The following is a 21051-nucleotide window of genomic DNA, read 5'->3' as shown; positions in this document are numbered from 1 at the left end:
GCCGCGCTCGTCATGTCGCGCCTACGAGTTGCAGATAGGCCGCGCGCCGCGTCGGGCTCAGCGCGAGCACCTGGTCCTCGCTCCAGCCGTAGCTCCGCGCGAGGGCGTCGACATCGAGCACGAGCCGCTCGGCGCCGTCCTGCAGTTCGGTCCACAGCACCTGGCCGACGTCCATCGAGGCGGGCCAGCGCTCGCCGCATGCCGGGCAGGCGAGCTCGAAGACCACGCTGGCGCCGGGCTCCAGTGCTTCCATGCGCCGCGAGAGGGCGTCGGCGATTCTGGCCGGCAGGGCGGCCGGGTCGCAAGCCTCGCCCTCGTCCGTCTCGCAGCGCGTGACGCACAGGCGCAGGAGCGCGGGAACGAAGGCTTGGGCCTCGGCGGCTCGACGCAGGTCATCGATGTCGGGCAGGCGGAATTCGACGCGATGGCCATCGGCATCCAGTCGATGCATGCCGGCCGTGGGCTCCTTGGGCTGCAGCTCGCGCGCGAGCGCATCGCAATCGATCGTGAACTCGGCGGTCGCGTCGCAACGGGGGCAGTCGCAGCGCAGCGATTGCGACGGACCGAAGAGGCGCGAGCGCAAGCCGAGCAGCGCCGCGTTGCGCGTGCCCAGCGAGCGCGGTGGCTCGTCGCCATGCAGCGCCGAGAGCAGGGCGTCGTCGCGCCATGCCGGGGCCGCCGCGGCCGCGCGGTCCCACAGCGCGAGCAGCTCGGTGGCCGACGATGGCGGCGTTGCGCGCATCTTTCATCCAGTCCGGGCTCAGGCCGGCTCGGTGAAGCTGGGCTCGCTCGGCTCCGTCACATCGAGGTCGCGTTCCCAGCCCTCGTTCTCCAGCTTCAGGTGCTGGATCGCCACCGCGTTGGCGTTGGCATCGAGATCGGGCAGGGCCTGGAATTCCGAGACCCAGGCGCGGAACACCTTGTAGGCGATGACCAACTGGCCGGCCTCGTTGTAGACCTCGATGATGAGGTCCTTGCGGAAGTCCTTGAGCGATACCTCGGCGCCCAGGCCGGAGCCGAAGTTCCACACCTTGTTGGCCCACTTCTCGAACTCGGTGTCGTGCGTGACGCCGCGCTCCAGCGTGATGGCGTCGTACTTGGTGCGCCCCGGGGACTTGCGCCCGGTGGAAGGGTCGCCGCCCTCGCGGAACTCGATCACTTCGGTGGTCCTCTTGAGGGCCGAGACCTTGCTGATGCCGGCGACGTAGCGACCGTCCCACTTGACCCTGAACTTGAAATTCTTGTAGGGGTCGAAGCGCTGCGCATTGACGGAAAACTGGGCCATGGGGTCGCTCCTGTCCTGTTAGGTGGGGATGTCGCCGGCGATCTGCTGCAGCTTGATCACCACGAACTCGGCCGGCTTCAGCGGCGCGAAGCCGACGAAGATGTTGACGATGCCGAGGTTGATGTCGGCCTGTGTGGTGGTCTCGCTGTCGCACTTGACGAAGTAGGCTTCCCTGGGCGTACGGCCCTGGAATGCGCCCTGGCGGAACAGGCCCTGCATGAAGGCGCCGATGTTGAGCCGGATCTGCGCCCACAGCGGCTCGTCGTTGGGCTCGAACACCACCCATTGCGTGCCGCGGTAGAGGCTCTCTTCGAGGAACAGCGCCATGCGGCGCACGGCGAGGTATTTCCATTCCGAGGCGATCGGGTCGGCGCCGGCAAGCGTGCGCGAACCCCATACGACGCGTCCATAGACGGGGAAGTCGCGCAGGCAGTTCACGCCCATCGGGTTGAGGTCGCCGTTCTCCAGGTCCGTGAGCTTGACGGTCAATGCGCTCACGCCCGTGAGCGTCGCCTCGGTGCCCGCGGCCGACTTCCACACGCCGCGCGTCGCGTCGGTGCGCGCCATGACGCCGGCCACCGCGCCGCTGGGCGCGAATTCCTCCAGGCGGTTCTCGCGCAGGGGATTGGGCGCGCGCACACGCGGGAAGAAGAAGGCCGCGTTGATGTCGCGGCCGACGTCGTTGGCATGCGTGACGGCCTCGGCGATGGTGTCCACGGCCGTGGGCGGATCGACCAGCAGGATGGCGCGGCGGCGCCGGCAGTAGCTGAGCGCGGTGCCGAGGTCGGCGGCGTCGACGTCGTCGTCCGGCGCGAAGGGCGGGATGACGAGGATGTTGAACAGGTCGGCGTGCTCCAGCGCGAAGATGCCCTGGCGCGTGGTCTCCAGGCCGGCCGCCGTGACCTGCGCGGCGCTGACCGGATCGCCATCGGCCGTGGCCGCGACGGTGAGCAGCGTGGCGGCCGCCGGGGCCGGCCGGGCCGGGGGGACGGGCACGGCGGTGGCGCGCACGAGGCTGCTGCCCAGCAGCACCCGCTCCACGTAGCGGGCGTGCGCGGGGTCGGTGGAGAGGCCGAAGTACACCTCGCGCACATCGGTGTCGGTGTCATGCACGGTGAGGTTGAAGAGAGGCGCCGGCAAAGTGCCGCCGGATCCGTCGTCGTCCGTCACGGTGACCTCCACCAGGCCGCCCCATGAGCCGGGGTTGGCCGCGGCGAGCGTCAGGCCGGCGTTGGTGATCGAGGCGGTGGCCGTGTTGGCGCCGACCACCCGCACGATCAGCGCGTCGCTGCCGCCGTTCTGGAAGTACTGGCTGACGGCGAAGGACATCGGGCTCGCGGTCCACAGGCCGCCGAAGATGCGGCCGTACTCCGCGAAGCTGTGGATGCGCACGGGACTGAGCTTGAGCGGATCGTTGTCGACCGGCCCTCGCAGCGCACGGCCGACGAAGGCGGTGATCGATGTGGCCACGCCGGTGATCGTGCGAACGCCGCTCGATACCTCTTCGATGTAGACGCCGGGAAAAGTCAATGCCGATGGCATGCCGTGCTCCTTCTTGCGCGCAGCGCGCGGTTCTTGCGGTTCGCGGTGCGGCCCATCGTCCTGTCAGGAACGACGAACCCCGTTGGACTCCCTCGCATACAGCACCGTCCCGTCCGCCAGGCTCACACGGCGCATCAGGCCGCCCTCGACCAGGTGGACGAGCGCGCGTTCGACCTGCTCGGGCGTGGCCGCGGCACCGCAGGCGCCCAGCCACCAGCGCCCGATGCCTTCGGCCGAGTCAGCCGCGAGCGGATGCGCCCCCAGGTAGTCCAGGATGAGGCGCGAGACCGTCTCCTGTGCCTGCGAACCCGCTTGCTTCATACGGACTCCTGCGGAGTGCCCGCGTCGACCCGTCGAACACGTTGCGCCTGCATTGTTTGCAAGGTCGGTGCCAACGGAGCTTGCGCGCGCAAGGCTGCCTCAAGTCCGTGCCGGCATTGGGTTTCCCTGTTGGATGCCGGAGGAAGATGGGTCAAGGATGACCCGGCGCAAGCAGCCGCGGGAGGGTCGCTATTCACCCACCGGGGCATCCGTGGCCCAGGGGGCCGCGTCGCGTTCGATGCCGTGCTTCTTCAGCAGCTTGCCGAAGGCGCGCCTCTCCTTGCCGACCATCTGCGCGGCGCGTGTCACGTTGCCATCGGCCTGGCGCAGGGCGCGCTGAAGATAGTCCTGCTCGAACACGCGCACCGCCTCGGCCTTCGCCACCTGGAAGCGCATGAGGGCGCTGTCGTCGCAGTCGGCGGTGGCTGCGGCGGGCATCGTGGCACGGGGCTGCGGCTGTTGCGCCGGGTAGCCCCCGCCCATGAGGAATTCGCGGTGCACCCAGTTCTCGAGTTCGCGGATGTTTCCCGGCCATGGCTGGCTGCAAAGCCACTGGAGGGTCTGCGCGGAAAGCGTCTTCGCCGGCAGGCCGTACTTGGTGCTGAAGCACCGGATGAAGTGCGCGGCGAGCAGCTGGATGTCTCCGATGCGCTCGCGCAGCGGGGGAAGCACCAGGTGCAGGATCTTCAGGCGGTACATCAGGTCGGCCCGGAATGCGCCTTCTTCGACCAGTGCCGCCAGCGGACGGTTCGATGCCGCCACCACGCGCACGTCGGTGCTGAGTTCGCGTGCCGTGCCCAGGGGACGATAGCGCTGGTCCTGAAGGAAGCGCAGCAGTGTCACTTGCGCCTTGCTGCTCAGGGCGTCGACTTCGTCGAGGAAGAGGGTGCCGCCGTCGGCCTCGGCGACGAGGCCGGTGCGCGCGTGGCGGGCATCGGTGAAGGCGCCGCGCTCATGGCCGAAGAGCTCGGACTCGATGAGTGTTTCGGGAAGGGCGCCGCAATTGACCGGAACGAAGGGGCGGGCGCTGCGCAGGCCGCCGTAGTGGATGACGCGGGCCGCGAGCTCCTTGCCGGAGCCGGTCTCGCCCTCGATCAGCGCGGGCGCTTCGGTGGCCGCGATGCGCTTGAGTTGCGCCACCATCGCCGCGTGCGCGGGGGAGGCTCCGATGATCTCCTCATCGAGGCGCCGCCATTGTTCCGAGCTGCGCTTCACGTCATGAGGGATTGGCGGCGACATGGGAGGCCGAATCTACCCGGCTCCCCACGAAGCGCAATATCACTGATGGCGTACTGCGCGATGGCCTTAGTTCTTCAGTACACAGAACGGCCAGCCTTCGATGCCGGCCCAGATGCATGCACGGATGCATGCCATCACGATATGAGGGTCCTGCGCGGAAGGCACGGTCTTCATCAAGATGAGCATGGCGATGACTCCCTAAAGTGCCCAGTGTGAAATGTGGAGGACCACATAGCCGAGCGAATGCCAGAAAAGTGCTTCGGCCTGGTTGGAGGTCAGGATGACCGAGCCGCCCGGCCCGAAGCACTCGTAACCCCAACCGTTGCCCGCCGAATCCGGAATGGTCTTGTCCATGGCGTGCCTCCTATGTTGGAAGTTTTAGGCGATTGCAGACGTGCGCGCGAGCGGCGCGCAGCCCTCGCCGTCGTCATCCCGCGTGCGGACATCCTGTCCGGATTCAGGCGGCGCGCGGCCGTCGGCTCCGGCTGACAGGCGGCCCTGGCTGAAGGCCACGGACACCGCCTCGGTCATCAAGAATTCTCCAGATTCAATTCGGCGCTTCCGATCCAGAATTGCCCGCCCAACCACTTCGCAGATCCATCCTTCATGCTCCCTGAATCATTGCGCCGAGTCCTGTCCCCGTTCTTCCTTGCGCCATCGCCAGCGCCAGAGCAGAAGCCGGAATGGATGGAGTCCGACCTGGGACAATCCAACACGCCCATCCACGCACTGTCCGCCGACCAGATGCCATGGCAGTCGGAGGCGCAAGGCAAGTTCAAGCCCTTGCGCCGGAGCATCATTGCGGTGCTGCCCCGCCAACCATTCGTGGACTGGCTGCGCACGCGACCCGGTGAGAAGGATGCGAGCCTGAAGTACGCCCGGGAACACAGCAGCATCGCGTTCCTCATCCCGTATCCCATGAACACGCACGAGACCGTGCGCGTCGTGCCCGAACACTGGCCGCGCTTCTTCTCGCAGATGCTCGAACGCCACTGCGAGAACCCCGAGGACTGGCCCCAGGATCGCACATGGGACATGTTCCAGCAGTGGTTCGAGGTCGAATACCGCGACACCGTGCTCGACATCGCCGAATCGCTGCCGGCCGTCATACCCGAAGCCGATTGGACCGGGGCGTGGTGGACGCCGCAGACGCGGGTGCCCGCCTGAGCGCTTCGCCGCCGCGCGTCGTCAGGACTTCGGCAGGTTTCCGAAGCGTTGGAAGATCGCGGACCCCAGGCGCTTGATCTCCATCATCGAGTCGGATTTCGGTGCCTCATCTCCCGCGAGCACGGCTGCTGCGTGTCCCGCCGCCTCGCTGGCGGCCCGTGCGTTTGCCGAGCAGCGCATGAGTTCACGCTGGCGTTGATGGGGTTCGAGGGACACGAAGTCCCGCATGAGTTCCTCGCTCACTTTCAGCGCCTGCGCCGCCGCCGTCAGGCTCTCGTGAATGGCTGCGCGCACGCGATTGCCGAAGTCCGTATCTTCCTGGACCCTCTGTTCGGCCTCCTGCACCGAGGGAGGCAGGACCCCCAGATCGGTCGGCGCGAAATAGGGGACTGCTGAGGTCCCGAGGTGGCGCCCGGCGATCACCTGTTCAACGGCGGTCCTGGCCTTCTTGACCGTATCCAGATCAGGTATTTCCATTGCTTGCCCCGTTCATTGGAGGAGCCCGAAGTGTGGCCCCCGTCGCCGAGATGGGCGCGTGGGGGCGCATGGCAATCCCACAGGACCGTTAAATCCGCCACGAGGCGAAAGTAAATGCGTCGCCGCATGCGGGATCGCCGCGCCGCGCCTTGGTGTAGGCATGTAGAACTAAATGGTCGGTTCCGCGCTGCAGCAAGTCTGGCCTTCGATCGGGCTTGAGGCCTACACGGCGCGAAGTGCAGGTCACAAGAATCCTTCCCGGGCGAAACAGCAAACGGGAAGTCTTCATGGATGTGTCATTCAATGCCGAAGTGGCGGCCCTGCGGGCTGCGGCAAGCACGTCGACCCAGGTGCGCGAGATGGCGCAAGAGCGGATCGTCAACGCCTTCCGGCAATTTCTTGATGGAACGGGCACGGGGCCGACCGACGCCGACTTGCAGAGCTTCGCCAGACTTGCGCTGGTAGAGAGGGCCCTGCAAAGCCATCTCGACCGCGTCATCGCGTCTTCGGAATCGTTCTCGGGGGTCTCGGCGTCGTAGCGTCGGCGGGTTGTGGCGATTGCCGCACGAGCAGATGCGGCGCCGCCGTGCGCTCGTCGACCCACTTCATCGCCTGGACCTGAGCCTGGACGCGGGCACTGGCCTCGCCATGCCTCGGTTGAGTGGGCTTGACCAGGAGAAAGGGCATGCCGCTGGGCGACACGAGTTCGCAGATCGTGATCGACCAGAACAGACCATCTTCGTCTCGGGTCGCGCCGCACAGGAAGCTCCAGCCGCGATAGCGGAAAGGGGCGAAGCCGCTCTCGTCGATCATCGCGCTCGCATCGTTCATTTGAGGCCGAGGTGGTCGCGGACATCCTGGGCCGAAGTGCCGGCGGCCGCGACTGCAATGCGCAGGGCCTCTTCGGTTATGCCGAGAGCCTCGGTCCAGTAGCGCACCTCGTGATCCTCGGTGACGTTGATGTGAGCCCGATCCTGCGGGCCGCGCTTGCTCAGGTCGTCTGGCATCGATATCTCCATGAATATCCGGAGAAGGTACATGTCGTTGGCCCGAAGCTCTTGTAGGAGTCGGCCCCAGGCGGAGGGCGTATTTCTGCTCATCCGCAGATCGGGCGTGCGGTCAACATCGCATCCCTGTGATCGGGCTGGTGAACCCTATCATTGCAGCGATCGATGATCGAGCACATCGGCCGGAAGCCGCGCCACGGGCGCGCGGCGGTATCAATGAACAGGTCTGAACAAGGCAAGGAAGAAGAATGCAAGTCGCCAGCATCGACAGAACGCCGCCGACCCCGATCCGGGCGGCCGCCACGGTGCTTATCTGCCGGGACGGCGCCGCGGGACTGGAGGTCTTCCTGATCCAGCGCCACGGCCTGTCCGACGTGCATGGGGGGTCTTACGTCTTCCCGGGCGGCAAGGTCGACCCTGCCGACTCCCGGCTCGACTTCCCGGTGCATCTCGACCAGGAGCCCGCCCGTTTGCACGCCTTGCTGAATGACGACAGCATCGACGAGACGACCGCGGCGGCGATCCACGTCGCCGCGGTGCGCGAGGTCTTCGAGGAATGCGGATTGCTGATCGCTCATGGGATGACGCAAGAAGGTCTGCGTCGCGCCTTCACGCTTGCTGCGGAGGGCATTGCGTTCAATGAAGTGCTGCGGCTGCTCGAGCTGCGTCTGGACACGCATGCGCTTCGGCCATGGTCGCGCTGGATCACGCCCGCCCGGTCGCTGACGTCGGACGGAAAACGCTTCGACACCCGCTTCTTCGTGGCAGAGGCGCCAGTCGGGCAGCTCGCCGGTCACGACAACCACGAGGCCGTGCACAGTGTCTGGCTGCGCCCACGTGATGCGTTGGAGAAGTACTGGCGCGGCGAGATCGTCCTGGCTCCGCCCCAGATCATGAGCCTGGCGCATCTCGGTCGACATGCCAGCGTTTCCGGAGTGTTTGCCGAGGCACAGGGGCGCGCACCCTTTGTCGTGCGGCCGCACACTTTCGAGTTCGAGGGCGCGCGGGCGGCGGCCTACCCCGGCGACGAGGTCCATCCGGAGCGCGTGCGCGTCATGCCCGGACCCCTTCGCCTCATCCTTCGCGGCAAGCGGCTGGAGCCGCCGGGTGGGTTCGAGGACCTGTGGCGCTGAGTTCAGCCGGGAACTGCGCCTGGCGTTGATGCACGCCGATGAGCGGCGCGCCAGCGAGCGGGCGTCAGGTCGAGGTGACGCTTGAATGCCCGCTGAAACGCCGCCTCGGACCGATATCCCACGGCCTCCCCTATGTCGGCCACGGGCAGGTCGCTCTGCAGCAGCTTGCGCCCAGCCAGGGTCATCCTGACTTCGGTCAGCACCTCGGCTGCGGAGCGGCCGAACGCCTCGTCGAAATGACGCACGAAGGTGGCGCGCGACATGTGGCACAGGGCCGCGAGCTCCGGCAGGCTCCAGGGCCGCTCCGGCGCGTCGAACATGGCGAGGACCGCGGGTTGCAGGCGCGGCCGTCGCGCCAGCGCAAGCAGCCCGCGCGGCGGCTCGGATGCTTCACTGGCAAAGCGCAGCGTCAGTGCAAAGAGCGCGGCCGACAGATGGCTCACCAGCGTTTCTGCACCGGGGCGCTCCTCCAGCGCTTCTTCGCGCATCAGCTGGACCAGTCTGGCCAGCCTTGTCGAGCCGCTGGAATCGCCCGCGACCTGGCTGTGCACGATCAGGCGGTGAGGCAGGAAGTCGCGCAGAAGGCGGTCGGGCGCGGCACCAAGGACGAAGTGGCCGCATAACAGATTCGCCGGCTCGTCCTGGCCGCTGTTCTCTGCAATCTCCAGCGTCGCCCCGGCCCGCTTCTGCGCGGGCAGGGGCGTGCGTCCGCTGCTGTCGTGCAGTCGATGCGGGGAGCGGCGCGGGAATAGCACGATGTCGCCGGCCTGAAGCTGCTCGGGGGCGCTATGGCCATCTTCGACCGTCGCCTGGCCGCGAAGCAAAACGTGATACGCGATTTCGTGCACGCCGGCTTCTGCCTGCTCGATCTCCCACGGTGCACCGAAGTGGCAGCGGATGTCGAGGCGGCCACTCACGGGCAGGAGCGAGAGAAGGCGGCTCAGCAAGTCCACGGTGATCCTTGTATGAGACGAATAAGCATAGATTTGATATTTTTCAATATTAACGTACTCAAAATTCACGCATACAGTCAATACCAGCCCGCAAGAAGGGCCTGTTCAACATCAACCAGGAGTTCACCATGTCACGTCTTTCCATGATCGAGCCCAACAAGGCCACCGGCCCTGCAGCAGATCTCTTCGCCGCCATCAAGAAGGCCGTCGGCCGCGTGCCGAATGCCTATGCCACAGTCGGTACGCACAGCCCGTCGGCGCTCGCGGCGCTCCTCGGTGCCGACGGTGCCTTGGCGGCGGGCAGTCTCGCGAAGTCGGATGTCGAGGCCATCAAGCTTGCGGTCAGCGAAATCGGTGGCTGCGATTACTGCGTGGCCGCACATACGCTGGTCGGCAAGATGACCGGTCTGTCGCCGGAGGCGATGAAGCAGATTCGCGGCGGCATCGCGACTGGCAATGAAAAGCGAGATGCGCTGGTGCGCTTCGTCCGCACGCTCGTGACTTCGCACGGCACGGTGCCGCAAGCCGAGGTTGAGGCCGTGCGAGGCGCCGGTTATACGGAGCAACAGGTGGTGGAGGCGATCCTCGCGATCAGCGTGATCACCTTCACGAACCTCATCAACCGCGTGAATGACACGGAACTGGACTTCCCCGCAGTCGTTTGAGGGCGATTCCGGATCGAGCGGTTCATCTGAAAGGCCAGTTCGATGCGGGCTTTTTCCAAGGCGAGGGAGGGGTTTCGCGGATGGCCTCCCTCAGCGGATGCTCAGGATTCGCTCAGCTTTGGCTCATTCTGGCTATCTAGAGTGACAGCGGGTCTTTCGGGCCGCATGGTGCAGCGCGGGGAACCCTACAAAGGAGTCTCTCTCATGCAAGCTTCTCTCAAAGTCCTGGCCTTCGGCAGTTTTTTCGCCCTTGCCGCACTGGGCTCCGTAGCCGCGAACGCACAGAACTCATACAGCGAAGGGGTCTACCAAGGCGCCGTTTCCGCAGCGCATGCCAGCGGGACGGAGGCGGTCGGGCAGTCGACTGCCGCGCCCGCGATGAATTCGTCGGTCTCCGATGACGAGGTGTACAAGGGGGCCGTCGCTGCCGCACGTCCGGAAGGCACCGAGGCCGTCGGGCAATCGACCGGGGCACCGATGATGAGTTCGTCCTTGTCTCGGGACGAGGTGTACAAGGGCGCCGTTGCCGCGGCGCATGCGAGCGGTACGGAGGTGACGGGCCAATCGACGGGCATGGCCGCAGTGACAGGAGGTATGCCGCACTAGCGAGCAAGGAGAGCGGAGGCGCGTCGGGCCTCGCGGATCCTGTCGCTGCTGATCAACCTTCTGTTTTCATGGCTCGATCGCCATGGTGCCCGGGGCCGGAATCGAACCGGCACGCCTTGCGGCGGGGGATTTTGAGTCCCCTGCGTCTACCAATTTCACCACCCGGGCACAAAGGGAAGGCAGCCCAAAATTATGGCACAGTGCCTTCCATGAAATATCCGACGATCGAAGACGCGATTGGCAAGACGCCGCTGGTCGCACTGCAGCGCATCGATGCGGCTGCAAACGCCCCGCGCGGGAACGTGATTCTTGGCAAGCTGGAAGGCAATAACCCCGCCGGCTCCGTCAAGGACCGTCCGGCCCTTTCGATGATCAAGCGCGCCGAGGAGCGCGGCGAGATCAAGCCGGGCGATACGCTCATCGAAGCCACCTCCGGCAACACCGGGATCGCGCTTGCGATGGCCGCCGCCATCAAGGGCTATCGCATGGTGCTGATCATGCCGGAGGACCTCTCGGTCGAGCGGGCCCAGACGATGAAGGCCTTCGGCGCCGAACTCGTGCTGACGCCCAAGAGCGGCGGCATGGAGTACGCCCGCGACCTGGCGGACCAGATGGTGGCGCAGGGCAAGGGCCGCGTACTCGACCAGTTCGCCAACCCCGATAACCCGCGCATCCACTACGAAACCACGGGCCCCGAGATCTGGGCCGACACCGGAGGCCGCATCACGCACTTCGTGAGCGCGATGGGAACGACGGGCACCATCACCGGGGTGTCGCAGTTCCTCAAGGAAAAGAACGCGTCGGTACGCATTGTGGGCGCCCAGCCCGAAGAGGGCGCGCGCATCCCGGGTATTCGCAAGTGGCCGCAGGAGTATCTGCCCAAGATCTACGACCCTCGCCATGTCGACCAGATCGTCAACGTGAGCCAGGACAACGCCGAGGAATTGTGCCGGCGGCTGGCGCGCGAGGAGGGCATCTTTGCCGGCATCTCGGCTGCCGGCGCACTGTGGGTGGCGCTGGAGATCGCCAAGACGGTCGAGAACGCGACGATCGTCTTCGTGGTGTGCGACCGCGGCGACCGCTATCTGTCGACCGGCGTGTTCCCCGCCTGAGGCCCCGAGAGCTCGAACCGATGACCGACCCCAAGTTCTGCATGGTCTGCGCGACGCCGCTGGCCCATATCGAACGGCCTGAAGACGGTGGGCTGAAGTCGCGCGTGCGCTGCCCATCCTGCGGATGGACCCACTGGAACAACCCGACGCCCGTGCTGGCCGCGATCATCGAATACCGCGGCCAGGTGCTGCTGGCGCGCAATGCCGCGTGGACACACAACATGTACGCGCTGATCACCGGTTTCATGGAAGCCGGCGAGACGCCGCAGGAAGGCATTGCCCGCGAGATCAAGGAAGAGACCAACCTCGACGCGAGCACCCTCAACCTGGTCGGCGTCTACGATTTCCAGCGAATGAACCAGGTGATCATTGCCTACCACGCGGTGGCCGACGGCGAGGTGAAGCTTTCGCCCGAACTGGTCGACTACAGGCTCTACGACCTCGAGGCGCTCAGGTGCTGGCCGGCGGGCACCGGCTATGCGCTCGCCGACTGGCTGCGCACGCGCGGCCACGAGCCCCGTTTCATGGAGTGGCCGCGGCCGAGATGACGTACGCCCGGCGGGCCGAAGGACCTGCCTAGAATCGAGAAGCTTCAAGGACACGCGATGCATATTCACAAAGAACTCGACACCCGCGGACTCAACTGTCCGCTGCCCATCCTGAAGGCCAAGAAGTCGCTCAACGAAATGCAGAGCGGCCAATTGCTGAGGGTGGTGTCGACGGATGCCGGCTCGGTGCGGGATTTCCAGGCTTTCGCGCGCCAGACCGGCAACGACCTTGTCGAGCAGCAAACCATCGGTACCGACTTCATTCACGTTCTTCGGCGCCGCTGATACGGTTTTGCATCATGAGGCGGAGCTTCCGCATTGCAGTAGTGGCTGTCGCCCTGAGCGGGTTGGCGGCGGTCATCACGTTGACGATGTGGAGCGATGGAATGTCTTCGGACCCCGGCAACCCAAGACCACCTGCCGCCGCGATCGCGCTCGCGGTGCTCGGCGATTCGAACAGCCAGTCCTACCAGGATTACATCTGGTCCCCTGCGGGTTCGGCCGAGCGTGGCGGTGCGCTGCGTTCTCGCACATTCCAGTGGACGGAGGTGCTCATGCGCCTGCGGGGACGGGAAATGGACCTCGGGCCCTGGGTGCGATGGGGCCGGCCCGGCGTCGTGGCCCGGGCGCGCGAATGGCTGGGCTTGCCCGGCGGCCGGGCGCCGAGGAAAGAGGACTACCTCTACAACTTCGCGAATTCTGGTGCCGCGTGCAAGAACCTCATGGGTGGCCGTTTTCGCCAGGCGCCCCGGCTCGTTGCGCTGATGGACGAAGACCCCGAGCGCTGGAATCGCGGAGTGGTCGTGATCCGCATCGGCCTCAACGACTGGGGAGGCCTGCTGGATATCCAGGCACGAGACCCTGCCGCGCCCGAACTGCGCGCCGCCACGGCGTACTGCGCTGGAGAGATCGGCGCGGCGATCGCAATGATCCATGCGTCGCATCCGTCGACCCGCATCCTGGTCGCGGGCATCGCCAACGAGGCAGACGATCCGGAGAATTTCGACCGCTACCAGTCGGCGTCCGATACAGCGAACATAGCGATTGCGCTCGACGGCTTCAACGCGGCGCTGCGTCGAGTGGCATCCGGCAATCCGCGCGTGGCCTTCTTCGACGATGACGCGTGGTTCAAGTCGCTGTGGGGCGCGCGCAGCGCCGACGGCAAGCCGATTTACAAGACGGTAGCCATCGGGCCGACGCTCCGCGTAACGAACACGGCGGGCGACGACCCGCGGAATTCACTTCTGGCGGATCACCATGCAGGTCTGGTATGGAACGCGTTGTGGGCGCAGTCACTGGTGGCGCGACTGCGCGAGGCCTTCGATCTGCCTTTGACCCCGATCAGCGATGAGGAGGTCGAGCGCTTCGTCGATCCGCTGGTAGATCCGCTCAGAGCTCCAGGCTCTTGAGGTAGCTGCGGAACTGGGCGCCGACTTCCGGGTGCGCCAGCGCGAGTTCGACAGTGGCCTGCAGGAAGCCTTCCTTGCTGCCGCAGTCGTATCGAATGCCCTTGTAGGCATAGGCGTAGACGCTTTCCTTCTTCAGGAGCGCGGCGATACCGTCGGTCAGCTGAATCTCGCCGCCGGCGCCCTTGGGCTGGTTGCGGATCTCATCGAAGACGCCAGGCGTGAGGATGTAGCGGCCGGCCACGCCGAGACGAGAGGGCGCGTCTTCGGGCTTCGGCTTCTCGACCATGCGGTTTACCTTGATCAGGCCCTCCTCGACGGGCTCGCCCGCGACGATGCCGTAGCGCCTGACCTGTTCCAGTGGAACTTCCTGCACGGCCAGCAGCGAACTGCCGAGTTTGGCGAAGACGCGTGTCATCTGCGCCAGCACCGGTTCGCCACCCTTCGGACCCACCATCAGGTCGTCCGCCAGCAGGACGGCGAAGGGTTCTTCGCCCACCAGGTGCTCCGCGCACAGGACTGCATGGCCCAAGCCCAGCATCCGCGGTTGACGCACGTAAGAGCAGGTCATGTCGTCGGGCATCACCGAGCGGGCGATCTCGAGGAGTTCTGTCTTATTGCTGGCCTCGAGCTGGCTTTCCAGTTCATAGGCGGTGTCGTAGTGATCTTCGATCGCGCGCTTGTTGCGGCCGGTCACGAAGATCATGTCGCGGATGCCGGCGGCATAGGCCTCCTCGACGGCGTACTGGATCAGTGGTTTGTCCACTACCGGGAGCATTTCCTTGGGCTGAGCCTTCGTGGCCGGCAGAAAACGGGTGCCAAAGCCAGCTACGGGAAACACGGCCTTGCGAATGCGCGTCGAAGAGATGGACATGGGCTTTTCGTCAGATCTTGAAGATGAATCGGATGAACGGGGCGCGCCGGTGTGCGAAACGCCGCCCTCGAATACTAAAGGCCGTGCCTATCGACCGTCTGTCAGCCGAGGCGCACAAGCTGGTCGCGCAGTCGGTCGAGGGTGGCACTGAAGTCGGCAAGCCGCTTGCGCTCCTGATCGATCACCGCGGGCGGCGCCTTCGCGACGAAGGCCTCGTTGCCGAGTTTGCCGTTCACCTTGACGATTTCTCCCTCGATGCGCGCCATTTCCTTGCCGATGCGGACTTTTTCTGCGGTCTTGTCGATTTCCATGTGCAGGCAGATGCGGGCATTGCCAACCACCGCCACGGGCGCCGTCTCGGCCGCGGCGGCCCACGCAGCCTCTTCGTCGAAGACCTTGACTTCCTTGAGCTTGGCCAGCGCCTGCAGCACCGGTGCGGCATCGCGAAGGAAGGCGCTACCCGCCGCGTCGTCGGCGACAGCGTAGAGCGGCAGGCGCGTCGCCGGCGAGACGTTCATCTCGCCGCGCAGCGTGCGACAAGCGTCGACCAGGGACTTGAGGCGGGCGACATGGGCTTCGGCGGCTTCATCGATCTTTTCCGGCTGGCTCTTGGGGTAGGCCGCGATCATCACCGACTCGCCCCCGCGGCCGGCGACCGGCGCGACCTTCTGCCAGAGCGCTTCCGTGATGAACGGAACGACCGGATGAGCGAGGCGCAACAGGGTCTCGAGCGTGCGGATCAAGGTGCGGCGGGTGGCGCGCTTCTGCGCGTCCTCGCCCTGCTGGATCTGCACCTTCGCGATCTCGAGGTACCAGTCGCAGAATTCGTCCCAGGCGAACTGGTAAATCGCGTTGGCGACGTTGTCGAGGCGGTACTCCTCGAAACCCTTCGCCACTTCGGCTTCGACGCGCTGCAGCTGGGAGGTGATCCAGCGGTCGGCCTGGCTGAACTTCAGGTAGCCGTGGGCGGGGCCGCCGACGGCGCATTCTTCCTTCGTGTGCTCCCGCAGGCCGCAATCCTGGCCTTCGCAGTTCATCAACACGAAGCGCGTGGCGTTCCACAGCTTGTTGCAGAAATTGCGGTAGCCCTCGCAGCGTTTGGCGTCGAAGTTGATGCTGCGTCCGAGCGAGGCGAGCGATGCAAAGGTGAAGCGCAAGGCATCCGCGCCAAAGGCCGGGATGCCATCGGGAAATTCCTTCTGCGTGTTCTTGCGCACGGCCGGCGCGGTCTCCGGCTTGCGCAGCCCCTGCGTCCGCTTGTCCAGCAGTTCGGGCAGCGCGATCCCGTCGATCAGGTCGACGGGATCGAGTACGTTGCCCTCGGACTTGCTCATCTTCTTGCCGTGAGAATCGCGCACGAGGCCATGGATGTAGACATGCCGGAAGGGAACCTGGCCGGTGAAGTGCTTGGTCATCATGATCATCCGGGCGACCCAGAAGAAGATGATGTCGTAGCCGGTGACCAGGACGCTCGAAGGCAGGTAGAGGTCCAGATCCTGCGTCTTCTCGGGCCAGCCCAGAGACGAGAAGGGCACGAGCGCGGACGAATACCAGGTGTCCAGCACGTCCTCGTCACGCGTGAGCGTCTTGCCGGGCGCCTTGGCCTGCGCCTCGGCCTCGTCGCGCGCCACGTAGACCTTTCCGTCTTCGTCGTACCAGGCGGGAATCTGGTGGCCCCACCACAGCTGGCGGCTGATGCACCAATCCTGGATGTTGTTCATCCACTGGTTGTAGGTGTTGACCCAGTTCTCGGGCACGAAGCTCACTTCGCCCGATTGCACGACATCGATCGCCTTCTGCGCGATCGACAGGCCGCCGGCATCGGGCTTGGTCATCGCAACGAACCACTGGTCCGTCAGCATGGGCTCGATCACGGCGCCGGTGCGCGTGCAGCGCGGCACCATGAGCTTGTGCTTCTTTGTGTCGACGAGCAGGCCGAGCGCCTCCAGATCGGCGACCACGGCCTTGCGCGCGACAAAGCGGTCGAGCCCGCGGTATTTCTCTGGCGCGTTGTCGTTGATCGTCGCGTCGAGCGTCAGCACGCCGATGATCTGGAGGCCATGGCGCTGGCCGACGGCATAGTCGTTGTGGTCATGCGCAGGCGTGACCTTGACCACCCCTGTGCCGAACTCCTTGTCGACGTAGTCGTCGGCAATCACCGGAATCAGCCGGTCGACCAGCGGCAGCTTCACCCGGTGGCCGATGAGATGCCTGTAGCGCTCGTCCTCGGGGTGGACCATGAGCGCGACGTCGCCCAGCATGGTTTCGGGACGGGTCGTCGCCACCGTGAGCGAGCCCGATCCGTCTTCCAGGAGATAGGCGATGTGCCAGAGAAAGCCGTCTTCCTCCTCGCTCTCGACTTCGAGGTCGCTCACCGCCGTCTTGAACACCGGGTCCCAGTTCACCAGGCGTTTGCCGCGGTAGATCAGGCCTTCTTCGTAGAGCTGCACGAAAGTCCGGGTCACGACCTTCGAGAGCCTCTCATCCATGGTGAAGTACTCGCGGCTCCAGTCCACGGTGTCGCCCATTCGGCGCATCTGGCTGGTGATCGTGTTGCCCGATTTTTCCTTCCACTCCCAGACGCGGGCGACGAAGTTCTTGCGGCCCAGATCGTGGCGGCTGACTTTCTGCTCCTGCAGCTGGCGCTCGACCACGATCTGTGTCGCGATGCCGGCATGGTCGGTGCCCGGCAGCCACAACGTGTTGTCGCCCTTCATGCGGTGATAGCGGGTGAGGCTGTCCATGATCGTCTGGTTGAACGCATGGCCCATGTGCAGCGTACCGGTCACGTTCGGCGGTGGCAGCTGGATGGCGAAGGAGGGCGCGCCCTCCTTGGGTTGCTGCGCGCCGCGGAAGCCCGCGACCGAATAGCCGCGCCGCTCCCATTCGGGCCCCCAATGCGCCTCGATGGCAGCGGGTTCGAAGGATTTGGAAAGGCTTTCGAGGCCAGGTTGGGGCAAGGTGTCGCTCATGGCGGTACAAAGACGAGCGGCATCCCGCAGGATGCCGCTTGTGGGGTGGAAGTTGGGGCATTTTATTCGACTGTGGATCGCATACTCCAATCCCCTCGCAGGGGCTTGCCAGGCCCGCAGATAATTCCGCGATGCTTTTTCTTCTGTCCCCCGCCAAATCGCTCGACTACGATACACCGGCGCCGCAGGCGCTGCCCGCGACACAAGCGCATTTCGAAGGGCCAAGGGGCCCGGCAGCCGAACTCATCCGGCTGCTGCGCGCAAAATCGCCGCAGGAGGTCGCCGAACTCATGCACTTGTCCGACAAACTGTCCGCGCTCAACGTGGCGCGGTATGCGATCTGGGCTTCCAAGGGAACCGAGAAGAACGCGAAGCAGGCAGCGCTGGCCTTCGATGGCGACGTCTATGGTGGGCTGGACGCGAAGTCGCTGAACGTCGAGCAACTGGCTTGGGCGCAGGACCATGTCTGCATCCTGAGCGGGCTCTATGGGGTGCTGCGGCCGCTCGACCGCCTTCAGCCCTATCGGCTCGAAATGGGGACGAAGCTGGCCAACCGCCATGGCAAGGATCTCTATGCGTTCTGGGGATCGCGCATCGCGGAGCACCTCAACGGGCGACTGGCTGCGGACAGCTCGCCGGTGGTCATCAACTTGGCGTCCCAGGAGTACTTCAAGTCCGTCGACCTGAAAGTGCTGAAGGCGCGGGTGGTCGAGTGCGTGTTCGAGGAATGGAAGGGTGGCCGCTACAAGATCGTGAGCTTCTTCGCCAAGCGCGCGCGCGGACTGATGGCGCGCTGGGCAGTGCTGCACAGGGCGGCGACGCCCAAGGCGCTGGAGAAGTTCGACCTGGAGGGTTACGGCTTCGATGCAAGTGCATCCAGGGCCGAGCGCCTCGTTTTTCGGCGGGCGGCAGCATGAGCCACGGCCAGTCGCTCAGCCCGGAGTTGCGGGAATGGGTCGTGGCCCAGCTTGCCGCTGGTCATTCAGCGCAGGCCCTGCGCGCCTCGATGCGCGACGCGGGCTGGAACGGCGAGGTTGCGGACGCGGTGTTGGCCGAGGTCGAGGCGCAGGCGGCGGGCGCGGCAGCCGTCATTCCTCCGCGCACCAGGATGCCCGGGCCGGACCTGTCTGCCTCTCCGCTCTATATCGACGCCGGGGATCGCCGCGTCCAGGTGCTCCAGACGATGCAGCATCCGCGCGTCATAGTGTTCGGTGATCTGGTGTCGGACGAGGAATGCGAAGCCTTGATCGCCGCGGCGCGGCTGCGGCTTGCGCGCTCACTCACGGTCGAGACGCAGACTGGCGGCGAGGCGCTCAATGTCGATCGAACCAGTGATGGCATGTTCTTCGAGCGCGGCGAGAACCCGGTTGTCGCCCGGCTGGAGCAACGCATCGCGTCGCTGCTGCGATGGCCGCTCGAGTTCGGCGAGGGCTTGCAGATCCTGCGCTATTCGCCTGGCGCCCAGTATCGGCCGCACTATGACTACTTCGATCCCGGCGAACCTGGGACCCCGACGATCCTGCGGCGCGGCGGGCAGCGCGTGGCGACGCTCGTGATGTACCTGCAGGAGCCGGCGCAGGGCGGTGGTACTACCTTTCCAGACGTCGGGCTCGAAGTTGCGCCCAAGCGCGGCACCGGCGTCTTCTTCAGCTACGACCGACCCGACCCGGCGACGCGAACGCTGCACGGCGGCGCGCCGGTCATTGTGGGCGAGAAGTGGGTCGCCACCAAGTGGTTGCGCGAGCGCGAATTCATCTGACAACTCACTGGCGGCGACGCAATGAAACTCACGGCCAACGGCATCCAGATCGAAGTCGAAGACAGCGGCGGCGAAGGCCTTCCCGTTGTTCTTCTCATCATGGGCCTCGGCATGCAATTGATCGCGTGGCCCGCCGACTTCGTGCAGTCGTTGATCGATGCCGGATTCCGGGTGGTGCGGCACGACAATCGCGATGTCGGCTTGAGCCAGGGTTTCGATGAAGCCGGCACTGGCAACTTGATCTGGCAGGGCATGCGGCAGCGCATCGGCTTGCCCGTTCGGTCGGTCTATACCCTGCAAGACATGGCCAATGATGCGCTTGGTGTGCTTGATGCGCTGAAGATCCGGCGTGCGCATGTCATCGGCGCGTCGATGGGGGGAATGATCGCCCAGCGGCTGGCTGCAAGCGCCCCGGCGCGGATGAGCAGTCTGGTCAGCATCATGAGTTCGAGCGGCGCCCGCAATCTTCCGGGCCCGCGTGCCGACGTGGCCGCCGCGCTCATGCGACGCCCCGCCGGGCGGACCGAGGCGGCGCTGATCGCGCACAGTCTGGGGCTGGTCCGAATGATCTCCAGCCCGGCATACCCTCAGGACGAAAGGGCGCTGACCGATCGAATTGCGCGCGGACTGCGGCGAGCCTATCGCCCGGCCGGCGTTGTGCGGCAGATGCTGGCTATCGGCGCCGATGCCGGTCGGGAAGCCCTGCTCTCGCGAATCGCCGCTCCTGCGCTCGTGCTGCACGGCGACGCCGATCCCTTGGTGCCTGTCGCCTGTGGCGAAGATACCGCGCGCCGCATTCCCGATGCGCGTTTCGTTGCGGTAGCGGGCATGGGTCATGACCTGCCGCCGCGGGTCGTCGAAATCCTCTTGCAGGACATTGTTCCGTTTCTGCAGGCAGCAGAGAAAAGAAGTGCATGAGCCTAGATAACACGCCAGAGCAGTCTCAATTGGGCCGTAGTGCCGCCTATGTGGATCACTATGACGCCGGATTGCTGTTCCCGATTCCGCGGGCGACCCAGCGCGAGGCAATGGGCATCGCGGCCCGCGCGCTGCCGTTCTTCGGCGCTGATCTCTGGACGGCCTTCGAACTCAGCTGGCTCAATGCTAGAGGCAAGCCGCAACTTGCGATCGCGCATTTCACCGTGCCTTGCGAGACGCCCAACATCATTGAGAGCAAGTCTTTCAAGCTCTACCTCAACAGCTTCAACAGCACGGTGTTCGTCGACGCCGACGCCGTGCGGGAGCGCCTGCGAGCCGATCTGAGCGAGGCCGTGTGGCGCGGCGGCGAAGGCGCCGGCAGCGTGGGGGTGAGGCTGTTGGGGCCGGACGTGTTCGATCGAGAACTCGTCCATGAACTCGATGGCCTCGATCTGGATCGTCTCGATATCGAATGCACCCAGTACCAGCCGGCTCCCGAGCTTCTCGCCAGCGATGCGGCTCAGGTTCCCGTCACAGAGACGCTGACGAGTCGCCTGCTGAAGAGCAATTGCCTTGTGACCGGGCAACCTGACTGGGGGAGCGTTCAAATCCGCTACAGCGGGCCACCGATCGATCAGGCCGGGCTCCTTGCTTACATCGTGAGCTTTCGCAACCACAATGAGTTCCATGAGCCCTGTGTTGAGCGCATATTCATCGACATCTGGCGCCGCTGCCGACCCACCAAGCTTGCTGTGTACGCGCGCTACACGCGCAGGGGCGGCCTCGACATCAACCCATTCAGAGCAAGCTGGCCACAGGGACTGCCCGTCAACACGCGTACGGCGCGCCAGTAGGGCTGCGGCCGAGAAAAAGTCGGCGATCATTGACTGGCGTTAAAAAAACCAGGCATAATCGAAAGCTCCGCTGAAAACGGCCCCGGCGTTGCTTCTTGAGGAAGTGGCAGGCGAGGTCAAAAAAGTTAGCGGTTCGAAGTTGATGGGGTTTAAAAACCGTGTCATAATCGAAGGCTCCGCTCAAGACGAGCAGCGCCGGACCCCGAAGGGGTT

Annotated in this window: 26 protein-coding genes and 1 tRNA gene; 13 read left to right on the top strand and 14 right to left on the bottom strand. The window is 65.4% G+C overall.

The genetic code is table 11. The annotated features are described in order from the left end of the window. Positions 1–10: 10 nt before the first annotated feature. From AC1DNF_RS05105 to AC1DNF_RS05075, 7 genes are all read right to left on the bottom strand, one after another. Positions 11–742 (bottom strand): hypothetical protein, encoded by a 732-nt coding sequence (locus AC1DNF_RS05105; RefSeq protein WP_478147470.1) that lies wholly within the window; start codon positions 740–742, stop codon positions 11–13. 18 nt (positions 743–760) lie between these two features. Then, positions 761–1285: a phage tail protein gene (locus AC1DNF_RS05100; protein ID WP_478147469.1), complete on the bottom strand. Its 525-nt coding sequence runs from the start codon at positions 1283–1285 to the stop codon at positions 761–763. 18 nt (positions 1286–1303) lie between these two features. Beyond that, positions 1304–2827 (bottom strand): phage tail sheath family protein, encoded by a 1524-nt coding sequence (locus AC1DNF_RS05095; RefSeq protein WP_478147468.1) that lies wholly within the window; start codon positions 2825–2827, stop codon positions 1304–1306. Positions 2828–2890: 63 nt separating this feature from the next. Further along, a complete protein-coding gene (locus AC1DNF_RS05090) occupies positions 2891–3148 on the bottom strand; it encodes a hypothetical protein (protein WP_478147467.1) in 258 nt (85 codons plus the stop codon). A 189-nt stretch (positions 3149–3337) separates the two neighbouring features. Continuing rightward, positions 3338–4363 carry a sigma-54 interaction domain-containing protein gene (locus AC1DNF_RS05085; protein WP_478147466.1) on the bottom strand — a complete coding sequence of 342 codons (1026 nt, stop codon included), beginning with the start codon at positions 4361–4363 and terminating at the stop codon, positions 3338–3340. 222 nt (positions 4364–4585) lie between these two features. Next, the gene (locus AC1DNF_RS05080) at positions 4586–4741 is read right to left on the bottom strand and encodes a hypothetical protein (RefSeq protein WP_478147465.1); all 156 of its coding nucleotides are present in this window, start codon (positions 4739–4741) and stop codon (positions 4586–4588) included. A gap of 24 nt (positions 4742–4765) precedes the next feature. Then, the gene (locus tag AC1DNF_RS05075; RefSeq protein WP_478147464.1) at positions 4766–4918 is read right to left on the bottom strand and encodes a hypothetical protein; all 153 of its coding nucleotides are present in this window, start codon (positions 4916–4918) and stop codon (positions 4766–4768) included. A gap of 156 nt (positions 4919–5074) precedes the next feature. On the opposite strand from AC1DNF_RS05075, the gene AC1DNF_RS05070 reads away from it, so the two are divergent. Next, complete coding sequence (locus AC1DNF_RS05070) at positions 5075–5554, top strand: hypothetical protein (RefSeq protein ID WP_478147463.1); 480 nt, start codon at positions 5075–5077, stop codon at positions 5552–5554. 21 nt (positions 5555–5575) lie between these two features. Here the strand turns inward: AC1DNF_RS05070 and AC1DNF_RS05065 are convergent, their stop codons facing one another. Further along, entirely contained in the window at positions 5576–6031 is a 456-nt protein-coding gene (locus AC1DNF_RS05065; RefSeq protein ID WP_478147462.1) for a hypothetical protein, read from the bottom strand. A 236-nt stretch (positions 6032–6267) separates the two neighbouring features. Here AC1DNF_RS05065 and AC1DNF_RS05060 point away from each other — a divergent pair, with 236 nt between their 5' ends. Beyond that, entirely contained in the window at positions 6268–6570 is a 303-nt protein-coding gene (locus AC1DNF_RS05060; RefSeq protein ID WP_478147461.1) for a hypothetical protein, read from the top strand. Here AC1DNF_RS05060 and AC1DNF_RS05055 read toward each other — a convergent pair. Together AC1DNF_RS05055 and AC1DNF_RS05050 are read right to left on the bottom strand one after the other, a co-directional pair. Next, positions 6527–6862 carry a hypothetical protein gene (locus AC1DNF_RS05055; RefSeq protein WP_478147460.1) on the bottom strand — a complete coding sequence of 112 codons (336 nt, stop codon included), beginning with the start codon at positions 6860–6862 and terminating at the stop codon, positions 6527–6529. The two genes, AC1DNF_RS05060 and AC1DNF_RS05055, sit on opposite strands and share 44 nt — an antisense overlap. Next, positions 6859–7038, bottom strand: coding sequence for a DUF3606 domain-containing protein (locus AC1DNF_RS05050; RefSeq protein WP_478147459.1), 180 nt, complete (start codon positions 7036–7038; stop codon positions 6859–6861). Before AC1DNF_RS05050 ends, AC1DNF_RS05055 begins: the two co-directional genes overlap by 4 nt. 248 nt (positions 7039–7286) lie before the next feature. Between AC1DNF_RS05050 and AC1DNF_RS05045 the strand changes: the two genes are divergently transcribed. Then, a complete protein-coding gene (locus AC1DNF_RS05045; protein WP_478147458.1) occupies positions 7287–8171 on the top strand; it encodes an NUDIX hydrolase in 885 nt (294 codons plus the stop codon). 2 nt (positions 8172–8173) lie between these two features. On the opposite strand, the gene AC1DNF_RS05040 is transcribed toward AC1DNF_RS05045, so the two are convergent. Further along, positions 8174–9124 (bottom strand): cupin domain-containing protein, encoded by a 951-nt coding sequence (locus AC1DNF_RS05040; protein ID WP_478147457.1) that lies wholly within the window; start codon positions 9122–9124, stop codon positions 8174–8176. 128 nt (positions 9125–9252) lie between these two features. On the opposite strand from AC1DNF_RS05040, the gene AC1DNF_RS05035 reads away from it, so the two are divergent. Beyond that, entirely contained in the window at positions 9253–9789 is a 537-nt protein-coding gene (locus AC1DNF_RS05035) for a carboxymuconolactone decarboxylase family protein (RefSeq protein WP_478147456.1), read from the top strand. Between the two features lie 204 nt (positions 9790–9993). Beyond that, positions 9994–10395 carry a hypothetical protein gene (locus tag AC1DNF_RS05030; RefSeq protein ID WP_478147455.1) on the top strand — a complete coding sequence of 134 codons (402 nt, stop codon included), beginning with the start codon at positions 9994–9996 and terminating at the stop codon, positions 10393–10395. Positions 10396–10478: 83 nt separating this feature from the next. Here the strand turns inward: AC1DNF_RS05030 and AC1DNF_RS05025 are convergent. Further along, a tRNA-Leu gene (locus tag AC1DNF_RS05025) sits at positions 10479–10563 on the bottom strand. 41 nt (positions 10564–10604) lie between these two features. Between AC1DNF_RS05025 and cysM the strand changes: the two genes are divergently transcribed. From cysM to AC1DNF_RS05005, 4 genes are all read left to right on the top strand, one after another. Beyond that, complete coding sequence (gene cysM / locus AC1DNF_RS05020) at positions 10605–11507, top strand: cysteine synthase CysM (protein ID WP_478147454.1); 903 nt, start codon at positions 10605–10607, stop codon at positions 11505–11507. 20 nt (positions 11508–11527) lie between these two features. Beyond that, on the top strand, positions 11528–12055 hold the full coding sequence (locus tag AC1DNF_RS05015) for an NUDIX domain-containing protein (RefSeq protein ID WP_478147453.1): 528 nt from the start codon (positions 11528–11530) through the stop codon (positions 12053–12055). A 57-nt stretch (positions 12056–12112) separates the two neighbouring features. Beyond that, on the top strand, positions 12113–12340 hold the full coding sequence (locus tag AC1DNF_RS05010; protein WP_478147452.1) for a sulfurtransferase TusA family protein: 228 nt from the start codon (positions 12113–12115) through the stop codon (positions 12338–12340). A 101-nt stretch (positions 12341–12441) separates the two neighbouring features. After that, positions 12442–13464, top strand: coding sequence for an SGNH/GDSL hydrolase family protein (locus AC1DNF_RS05005; RefSeq protein WP_478147451.1), 1023 nt, complete (start codon positions 12442–12444; stop codon positions 13462–13464). Here AC1DNF_RS05005 and galU read toward each other — a convergent pair. Both galU and AC1DNF_RS04995 read right to left on the bottom strand, forming a co-directional pair. Then, positions 13445–14335 (bottom strand): UTP--glucose-1-phosphate uridylyltransferase GalU, encoded by an 891-nt coding sequence (gene galU / locus AC1DNF_RS05000; RefSeq protein ID WP_478147450.1) that lies wholly within the window; start codon positions 14333–14335, stop codon positions 13445–13447. The two genes, AC1DNF_RS05005 and galU, sit on opposite strands and share 20 nt — an antisense overlap. 101 nt (positions 14336–14436) lie before the next feature. After that, positions 14437–17307 (bottom strand): valine--tRNA ligase, encoded by a 2871-nt coding sequence (locus AC1DNF_RS04995; protein ID WP_478147778.1) that lies wholly within the window; start codon positions 17305–17307, stop codon positions 14437–14439. Between the two features lie 131 nt (positions 17308–17438). Between AC1DNF_RS04995 and yaaA the strand changes: the two genes are divergently transcribed. Genes yaaA through queF form a run of 4 tightly spaced genes read left to right on the top strand, consistent with a single transcriptional unit; the run spans position 17439 to position 20838 of the window. Then, positions 17439–18224, top strand: coding sequence for a peroxide stress protein YaaA (gene yaaA, locus AC1DNF_RS04990; RefSeq protein WP_478147449.1), 786 nt, complete (start codon positions 17439–17441; stop codon positions 18222–18224). Next, positions 18221–19066 (top strand): 2OG-Fe(II) oxygenase, encoded by an 846-nt coding sequence (locus tag AC1DNF_RS04985; protein ID WP_478147448.1) that lies wholly within the window; start codon positions 18221–18223, stop codon positions 19064–19066. Before yaaA ends, AC1DNF_RS04985 begins: the two co-directional genes overlap by 4 nt. A 21-nt stretch (positions 19067–19087) precedes the next feature. Further along, the gene (locus AC1DNF_RS04980) at positions 19088–19984 is read left to right on the top strand and encodes an alpha/beta fold hydrolase (protein WP_478147447.1); all 897 of its coding nucleotides are present in this window, start codon (positions 19088–19090) and stop codon (positions 19982–19984) included. Beyond that, a complete protein-coding gene (gene queF / locus AC1DNF_RS04975; RefSeq protein WP_478147446.1) occupies positions 19981–20838 on the top strand; it encodes an NADPH-dependent 7-cyano-7-deazaguanine reductase QueF in 858 nt (285 codons plus the stop codon). Before AC1DNF_RS04980 ends, queF begins: the two co-directional genes overlap by 4 nt. Positions 20839–21051: the final 213 nt, after the last annotated feature.

The organism is Variovorax sp. 01T432 (assembly GCF_056398605.1).
The sequence above is the reverse complement of the archived record's forward strand: the minus strand, read 5'-3'. Positions and strand labels throughout refer to the sequence as shown.

Coding starts and splice junctions, on each gene's coding strand:
- AC1DNF_RS05105 (WP_478147470.1), bottom strand. CDS start 742: ATGCGCGCAACGCCGCCATCGTCGGCCACCGAGCTGCTCGCGCTGTGG.
- AC1DNF_RS05100 (WP_478147469.1), bottom strand. CDS start 1,285: ATGGCCCAGTTTTCCGTCAATGCGCAGCGCTTCGACCCCTACAAGAAT.
- AC1DNF_RS05095 (WP_478147468.1), bottom strand. CDS start 2,827: ATGCCATCGGCATTGACTTTTCCCGGCGTCTACATCGAAGAGGTATCG.
- AC1DNF_RS05090 (WP_478147467.1), bottom strand. CDS start 3,148: ATGAAGCAAGCGGGTTCGCAGGCACAGGAGACGGTCTCGCGCCTCATC.
- AC1DNF_RS05080 (WP_478147465.1), bottom strand. CDS start 4,741: ATGGACAAGACCATTCCGGATTCGGCGGGCAACGGTTGGGGTTACGAG.
- AC1DNF_RS05075 (WP_478147464.1), bottom strand. CDS start 4,918: ATGACCGAGGCGGTGTCCGTGGCCTTCAGCCAGGGCCGCCTGTCAGCC.
- AC1DNF_RS05070 (WP_478147463.1), top strand. CDS start 5,075: ATGGAGTCCGACCTGGGACAATCCAACACGCCCATCCACGCACTGTCC.
- AC1DNF_RS05065 (WP_478147462.1), bottom strand. CDS start 6,031: ATGGAAATACCTGATCTGGATACGGTCAAGAAGGCCAGGACCGCCGTT.
- AC1DNF_RS05055 (WP_478147460.1), bottom strand. CDS start 6,862: ATGAACGATGCGAGCGCGATGATCGACGAGAGCGGCTTCGCCCCTTTC.
- AC1DNF_RS05050 (WP_478147459.1), bottom strand. CDS start 7,038: ATGCCAGACGACCTGAGCAAGCGCGGCCCGCAGGATCGGGCTCACATC.
- AC1DNF_RS05045 (WP_478147458.1), top strand. CDS start 7,287: ATGCAAGTCGCCAGCATCGACAGAACGCCGCCGACCCCGATCCGGGCG.
- AC1DNF_RS05035 (WP_478147456.1), top strand. CDS start 9,253: ATGTCACGTCTTTCCATGATCGAGCCCAACAAGGCCACCGGCCCTGCA.
- AC1DNF_RS05030 (WP_478147455.1), top strand. CDS start 9,994: ATGCAAGCTTCTCTCAAAGTCCTGGCCTTCGGCAGTTTTTTCGCCCTT.
- cysM (WP_478147454.1), top strand. CDS start 10,605: ATGAAATATCCGACGATCGAAGACGCGATTGGCAAGACGCCGCTGGTC.
- AC1DNF_RS05015 (WP_478147453.1), top strand. CDS start 11,528: ATGACCGACCCCAAGTTCTGCATGGTCTGCGCGACGCCGCTGGCCCAT.
- AC1DNF_RS05010 (WP_478147452.1), top strand. CDS start 12,113: ATGCATATTCACAAAGAACTCGACACCCGCGGACTCAACTGTCCGCTG.
- AC1DNF_RS05005 (WP_478147451.1), top strand. CDS start 12,442: ATGTCTTCGGACCCCGGCAACCCAAGACCACCTGCCGCCGCGATCGCG.
- galU (WP_478147450.1), bottom strand. CDS start 14,335: ATGTCCATCTCTTCGACGCGCATTCGCAAGGCCGTGTTTCCCGTAGCT.
- AC1DNF_RS04995 (WP_478147778.1), bottom strand. CDS start 17,307: ATGAGCGACACCTTGCCCCAACCTGGCCTCGAAAGCCTTTCCAAATCC.
- yaaA (WP_478147449.1), top strand. CDS start 17,439: ATGCTTTTTCTTCTGTCCCCCGCCAAATCGCTCGACTACGATACACCG.
- AC1DNF_RS04985 (WP_478147448.1), top strand. CDS start 18,221: ATGAGCCACGGCCAGTCGCTCAGCCCGGAGTTGCGGGAATGGGTCGTG.
- AC1DNF_RS04980 (WP_478147447.1), top strand. CDS start 19,088: ATGAAACTCACGGCCAACGGCATCCAGATCGAAGTCGAAGACAGCGGC.
- queF (WP_478147446.1), top strand. CDS start 19,981: ATGAGCCTAGATAACACGCCAGAGCAGTCTCAATTGGGCCGTAGTGCC.